Source organism: Porphyromonas sp. CAG:1061 (assembly GCF_000435035.1).
Lineage (GTDB): Bacteria > Bacteroidota > Bacteroidia > Bacteroidales > Porphyromonadaceae > Porphyromonas_A > Porphyromonas_A somerae.
This window is the reverse complement of the sequence record NZ_HF988825.1, coordinates 1-6,458: the sequence shown is the minus strand read 5'-3', so window position 1 is coordinate 6,458 and position 6,458 is coordinate 1. Positions and strand designations below refer to the sequence as shown.

Annotated in this window: 8 protein-coding genes; all 8 read left to right on the top strand. The window is 48.8% G+C overall.

Annotated elements, in window-relative coordinates; translation table 11 throughout:
- The coding region (locus tag QVO39_RS00445) for a PhoH family protein (RefSeq protein ID WP_288171194.1) at window positions 1-766 on the top strand (766 nt) is incomplete at its 5' end.
- 29 nt (window positions 767-795) lie between these two features.
- The gene (locus QVO39_RS00440) at window positions 796-1,746 is read left to right on the top strand and encodes a phosphoribosylaminoimidazolesuccinocarboxamide synthase (protein ID WP_021902542.1); all 951 of its coding nucleotides are present in this window, start codon (window positions 796-798) and stop codon (window positions 1,744-1,746) included.
- Window positions 1,725-2,513, top strand: coding sequence for a bifunctional demethylmenaquinone methyltransferase/2-methoxy-6-polyprenyl-1,4-benzoquinol methylase UbiE (gene ubiE, locus QVO39_RS00435; protein WP_288171192.1), 789 nt, complete (start codon window positions 1,725-1,727; stop codon window positions 2,511-2,513). The genes QVO39_RS00440 and ubiE overlap by 22 nt, the downstream gene beginning before the upstream one ends.
- Window positions 2,510-3,247: a shikimate dehydrogenase family protein gene (locus QVO39_RS00430; protein ID WP_021902540.1), complete on the top strand. Its 738-nt coding sequence runs from the start codon at window positions 2,510-2,512 to the stop codon at window positions 3,245-3,247. Before ubiE ends, QVO39_RS00430 begins: the two co-directional genes overlap by 4 nt.
- Window positions 3,248-3,314: 67 nt before the next feature.
- Entirely contained in the window at window positions 3,315-4,154 is an 840-nt protein-coding gene (locus QVO39_RS00425; protein WP_021902539.1) for an outer membrane protein assembly factor BamD, read from the top strand.
- Window positions 4,155-4,185: 31 nt separating this feature from the next.
- Complete coding sequence (locus tag QVO39_RS00420) at window positions 4,186-4,533, top strand: DNA-directed RNA polymerase subunit omega (protein ID WP_244400199.1); 348 nt, start codon at window positions 4,186-4,188, stop codon at window positions 4,531-4,533.
- A 105-nt stretch (window positions 4,534-4,638) separates the two neighbouring features.
- Window positions 4,639-5,115: a DUF4293 domain-containing protein gene (locus QVO39_RS00415; protein ID WP_021902537.1), complete on the top strand. Its 477-nt coding sequence runs from the start codon at window positions 4,639-4,641 to the stop codon at window positions 5,113-5,115.
- A 314-nt stretch (window positions 5,116-5,429) separates the two neighbouring features.
- Entirely contained in the window at window positions 5,430-5,780 is a 351-nt protein-coding gene (gene rplS / locus QVO39_RS00410) for a 50S ribosomal protein L19 (RefSeq protein WP_021902536.1), read from the top strand.
- Window positions 5,781-6,458 lie beyond the last annotated feature (678 nt).

Here is a 6,458-nt window from a genome sequence, read left to right as displayed (position 1 = left end):
TACGAAGTTTAATTCACTTACAGAGAGTAGCATCGAGGCGATGATCGCTGGCGAGGAGAGCCGTGATGAGGCTTCGTCGGAAGGGGTGATCATCTATGGAGCGGGGGGCAAACCGATCACCGCCCGCACGCCTAACCAATCGAAGCTGATTGAGCTGATTGAGTCGCACGACTTGGTCTTTGCCACTGGGCCGGCGGGCTCGGGTAAGACTTTTCTCGCCATAGTGATGGCGGTGAAGCTACTCAAGATGAAGGAGGTGCGAAGGATTATCCTCAGCCGTCCAGCAGTGGAGGCGGGGGAGAAGCTCGGTTTTCTCCCTGGAGAGATGAAGGATAAGCTGGACCCTTACCTCCAACCGCTGTATGATGCACTACAGGAGTTGATCCCTGGCATTCGGCTAAAGGAGTACATGGAGAGTGGCGTGATACAGATTGCTCCGCTCGCCTATATGCGTGGTAGGACGCTGAATGATGCGGTGATTATCCTAGATGAGGCACAAAATACCACGCCACACCAGATGAAGATGTTCCTCACCCGACTGGGGCAGAGTGCTAAGATGATCATCACGGGGGATATGACGCAGGTGGACCTCCCTAGGGGCGTCCCCTCGGGTCTAAGAGAAGCCCAATGCATACTCAAGCAAGTAGATGGCATCGGGTGGCTCACTTTTGAGAAGAAGGATATTATGCGTCACGGTCTGGTTCAAGCGATCGTGGAGGCGTACGACCGAAATGAAGGGGCAGGTGAAGAAACAACGGAAGAATAAAATACAACACACTTAATCAAACATATATTATGGCTAAAGCATTGACCAATACTGATCTTCAGTTGCCAGGGATCAAAAATCTATATCATGGCAAGGTAAGAGACGTCTACACCTTGGAGGGGGACCTCCTAGCAATGGTGGTGACCGATAGGATTTCGGCATTTGATGTGATTCTGCCTGAGGGAATCCCTTATAAAGGGGAGATCCTCAATAGGATTGCGGCCAAAAACCTCGACGCTACGGCCGACATTGTCCAGAACTGGAAGATAGACACTCCCGACCCTATGGTGACCATCGGGCACAAGTGCACCCCCTTTAAGGTGGAGATGGTGATTCGTGGTTATATCACTGGTAGTGCATGGCGTACCTACAGCTCGGGTCAGCACACCATTTGTGGTATCACCCTTCCTGAAGGACTGAAAGAAAATCAAAAGTTCGACCGCCCAATTATCACTCCTACCACCAAGGCGGATGAGGGTCATGACGAGGATATCTCTCGTGAGGAGATCATCGCCTCGGGATTGGTCTCTAAGGAGGATTATGAGGAGCTAGAGCGTATCACCTATGCCCTCTTTGAAAGAGGCACGGAACTGGCTGAGAAGCACGGTCTGATCCTAGTGGATACGAAGTACGAATTTGGCAAGAAGGATGGTAAGATCTATCTGATTGATGAGATCCATACCCCCGACTCCTCTCGTTACTTCTACAAGGACTCTTATCAAGATCTCTTTGAGAAGGGGGAACCACAGCGCCAACTCTCCAAGGAGTTTGTGAGGAAGTGGCTGATAGAGCACGGCTTCCAAGGCAAGGAGGGGCAACAAATCCCTGAGATGACTCCGGAGTACTGCGATAGCGTGACGGATAGGTACATAGAGCTGTATGAGCACTTGACGGGGGAGTCCTTTGAGAAGCACCCCACTGAGGATATTCACTCTAGAATCGAAAAGAACCTAACTCAATGGCTAAAGGCGAGGAAGTAAGGGAAGCTACATTTGCAGGTCGGATAAGGGCTATGTTTGACGACATAGCCCCTACCTACGACCTCCTCAATCGGGTGAATAGCCTCGGGCTGGACCAACTTTGGCGTAAAGACCTGGTGGAGCACGTGGCGGTGGAGCGGCCAGAGCTGATTCTGGACTTGGCCGCAGGGACTGGCGACCTCACTCTTCTCCTCGCAGAGCAATGCAAGGGGGCAACGGTGGTGGCGAGTGACCTCTCTATCAACATGCTGGAGATAGGGGTTCAGAAAGCACTCCGGAAGGGGCTGAGCCAAGTAAAGGTCTCGGTGGAGGATGCGATGGATCTCTCTTTTGAGGAGGAGCACTTCGATGTGGTCACTTGTGCCTTTGGGGTACGCAACTTTGAGTCGATCGCTCGTGGTTATCAGGAGATGTACCGTGTACTTCGGCCAGGCGGTATGGTGGCGGTGCTGGAGCTTTGTGTGCCGTCGAACCCAATCACCAAGGCGGGGTATAACCTGCACGTGGACCAAGTGATTCCTTTCATCGGTCAGCTACTGGGGAGGAATAAAGCGGCTTATCAATATCTAGGCGAGAGCATTCGCAAGGTGCCCCAACGACGGCAGATGGAGGGACTGATGCGAATGGCGGGCTTTATCAACACCTATTACAAAGTCTATCTCCCTGGAGTGGCTGCTTTGTATGTGGGATATAAGCCTAAGAGCGATGCCTTTGCTGGCATTTATAGTGAGCTCTCAAAGATCAAAAGTGCCGAAAGGGTACGATGAATAGGTACGCTTTGCTCGGCAAGGGGATTGGCTACAGTAGGTCTCCTGAGATCTGGGACACCATTTGGGCTAAGGAAGGGGTGACGGATGGCTCCTTTGAACTGGTGGATTGCGATGACCCCGACCGCTTTTTGCAAGAGCTCCAAGAGAAGGGCTCGTGGAAGGGCGTTATGGTGACCACTCCTTATAAAGAGTGGATGTACGAGCGGGTGGACATTGCTTCGGATATCGCTAAAAGCGTGGGAGCGGTTAATGCGGTAAAGCGGGTTGGACAACAATTATTCGGGTACAATACCGATGTAGTAGGCTTTGCCAAGTCGCTTCAGCACTTAGACTTAGATACCACCCGAAAGGCACTGATACTGGGAAGTGGTGGAGCTAGCAAAGCGGTAGCTTTTGCACTTAAAGGCCTGGGCATCGACCCGATCATGGTCTCTCGTCACCCGGCAGAGGGGAGTGGAATGATAGCGTATGAGAGCCTCACTCCTAATTATATTGAGGAAGAGGTGCAACTCATCGTCAATGCGACGCCACTAGGAGGACCTAAGATGCCACATGAGGTACCACCCATACCTTATCACGCTGTGGGGAAAGGGCATATACTCTACGACCTTTCGTACGATAGGCACTTTGCTGGTTTCCTCAATGCAGCCCCCGAGGGGTGTATTAAAATGAATGGCGAGCGTATGCTCTACCTTCAGGCCGAGGCGGCGTGGCACATTTTTAGAGAATAGAAATAGGGAGATAGTGATTAAATTGGTATCTTTGCCAGAAGTATTAAAAGTATGATGGCTCACTTATATGAAGCAAATATCTAGATTTTCACTCATTGGTTCACTCATTGGACTACTCTTCGTGCTCCTACTCTCCTCGTGTAACGAGCTGACGAAGGTGCAGAAAAGCACCGACCTGTACGAGAAGTACTCCTATGCCAAGAAGTTTTATAATACTGGAAAGTACGAATGGGCCGCTCAAACGCTTGAGGAGATACTCCCCTATTTCCGCGGTAGTAGCGAGATGGAGCAAGCACTCTACCTCAAGGCACAAGCCTACTACAAGGCAAAGGATTATGTGCAGGCACAGACGGCTTTTAGCCAATACTATACGGAGTTTCCAAATGGTGAATACACTGAATTGGCACGCTTCTATTCGGGCTATGGCTTAGCTCAGGATATCCCCGACCCTCGTCTGGATCAGGCAAAGACCATTGCAGCAATGCAGGAGCTACAGCTATTCCTAGACTATTATCCACAGAGCGAAAAAGCGGAGGAGGCAAAGCAACTACTCTTTAGCCTTCAGGAGAATCTAGCGGAGAAGGAGGTGCTCAGTGCCAAGCTATACTACAACCTCGGCAATTATATTTTCAATAATTACGAGAGTTGCATCATCACCGCTCGCAATGCAATGAAGAGCTACCCCTACTCTATCCACAAGGAGGAGATGCACTACTATGTGGTGGCATCGCTCTATCAGATAGCCAAGAATAGTGTGGTGGAGAAGCAGCAGCAGCGACTGAGAGACCTCCGTGATGAGTACTACAACTTCATCAACGAGTTTCCCGAGGGAAAGTATCGCAAGACGGTGGATAAGTACTTTGAGTATGCCGAAAAGAACATTGACCCCAATGCGGACTGGCAATAAAATAGGATGACCAAATAGATAAGATAGATAGATGATGAAAAAGAAGACAAATACCCCAACAACAACTGTGACACGCGACTTGGAAAAGTTTAGCGAGCCTACAGGCAACCTATACGAGTCGGTAGTGATTATGAGCAAAAGAGCCAATCAGATATCTGCAGATATGAAGAGTGCTCTGGAGCAGAAGCTACAGGAGTTTTCGACCTACACCGACACTTTGGAGGAGTACACTGAAAACCAAGAGCAGATAGAGATCTCCAAGTACTACGAGCGTCTTCCTAAGCCCTCTCTCGTGGCAGCAAAGGAGTTTGAGGAGGGGGAAGTCTACTTCCGTAATCCACTGGAGCAGGTTGAGGAGGAGGAGGATCAAGGTCTCTAAATCACCTAATAAGTATAAGCAGTGGATAGATTGTCGCCACACCATGCGAGGTTGTGAGGACTGCTATTCACTGTTTTTTTTATTCAGATAAATAGATAACTCAATATGATACAGAGAAAACAAACCCTCTACCTCCTAGCATCAGGACTACTGATGCTAGCGATGCTATTCCTCACCTTTGCAAAGGTCACCACACAGGATATGGTCTACGCGTTCAAAGCGACTGGACTCGAGGACCTTTCGGGAGAGCTCGTACAGCCCTCCTGGGTGCTTTTCGGTCTTACCGCGGCGATTACTCTAATTAGTTTCATCTCCATTTTCCTCTACCGTAAGAGGGTCCTTCAGATGCGACTCACTATATTCAACCTGCTTATTAAAGTAGGCTTCTACCTCTTGGTCTTTTTAGTCTATCGTCCTAGCTTCATTGAGGCCATAGTAAATACTACTACCCAAGATTGGTGGTCTATGAGCATCACCCCTTGGCTGGCATTTCCTATCGTGGCAATGATATTTGATTATCTTGCTTACCGAGGCATTGCGGTCGATGAAAAGACCATCAGATTTATGGACCGCCTACGCTAAGGGGCGTTCCACCACTTGAGACTGTTGCACGAAGGCAAGCTGCGGCGTTGCTTTCGGGATTCGGGCTCGGTCACGTACGTGAGTACGCTCCCAGCACCCTCACCCTCAGCGCCTTGCATCTCATCCTTCGTGCAAAGTCTTAGCACATTTGAATCAAATGTGCGAGAATGGCACTTCGTGCAACATTCTCCACTTTGAAATACCATATATATTTGGTATCTTTGCGGTGCTTTGCGTAATCTCTGCTAGGAATTTATGTGTGACCTAGTTATATTGCGTTTAGACAATACTAATTAATATAAGCAAAAAGTACAATGGACTTAATCAAGCTAGTAGAGCAAGAGATGGCTGTAGGTAAGCAGCATCCCCACTTCAAGAGCGGTGACACGATCTCTGTAGCCTACCGAATTAAGGAGGGTGATAAGGAGCGTATCCAGACCTTCCGTGGTGACGTGATCAAAATCGTAGGTGAGGGCGACAACCGTCGTTTCACCGTGCGTAAACTTTCAAGCGGTGTAGGTGTAGAGAGAATCTTTCCTCTAAATTCACCCTTCATTGACGAGATTATCGTACACAAGGTAGGACACGTACGTCGTGCTAAGCTATACTACCTACGTAAGCTCACAGGTAAGAAGGCTCGTATCCGCGAGAAGAGAAGCTTCTAAAGCTTTCAGAGCTACAAAAGCTACAATAAGGGCTGGCTATATACATAGCCGGCCCTTATTATTTCTAGTCAACAAGAAAGACAAAAAGGACCTCGGCCGAGGTCATTATCATCTGTTTACACTACGATACGGCCGACTCGTCCGACCTGTCCGATCTGTCCGACTTGTCCGATAAGGCACCCTCAAAACAAGAGCTCCTTTCCAACAGCCCAAAACCTGTAAAATAAAGTGAAAAAACTCACCCGAAATAGGGCTGCGTAGGTACCCCCTCACAACCTACTGATATCCAACACTCTACAAAAGCCCCAACTGAGTTGCAACAAACCGATTGCTTAGTTGCATCTCGTCGATCGCTTAGTTGCAACTCGCCGATCACTTAGATACGGTCTTAGCAACCGCTTAGATACGGTCTCAATCTCCACCCTCCTAACCCATTGGTTTATAATACCATACAGCTACCCTTTGATTTCGCTTCTCCTCGCCCTAAATTGAGACAAATATTAACTCATTTTAAGCACTCAACCCAAATTCAACAACCCCATAATAACCTTATCCCCACCCACCATCAACCACCTTTCTCCTAGGGGTTATGCATTATAAGAGACTGTTGTACGAATGATGATATACAAGCTGTGAAGGATAATAGAGTAAGGACCTCGGCAGAGGTCCCTCTTAAAT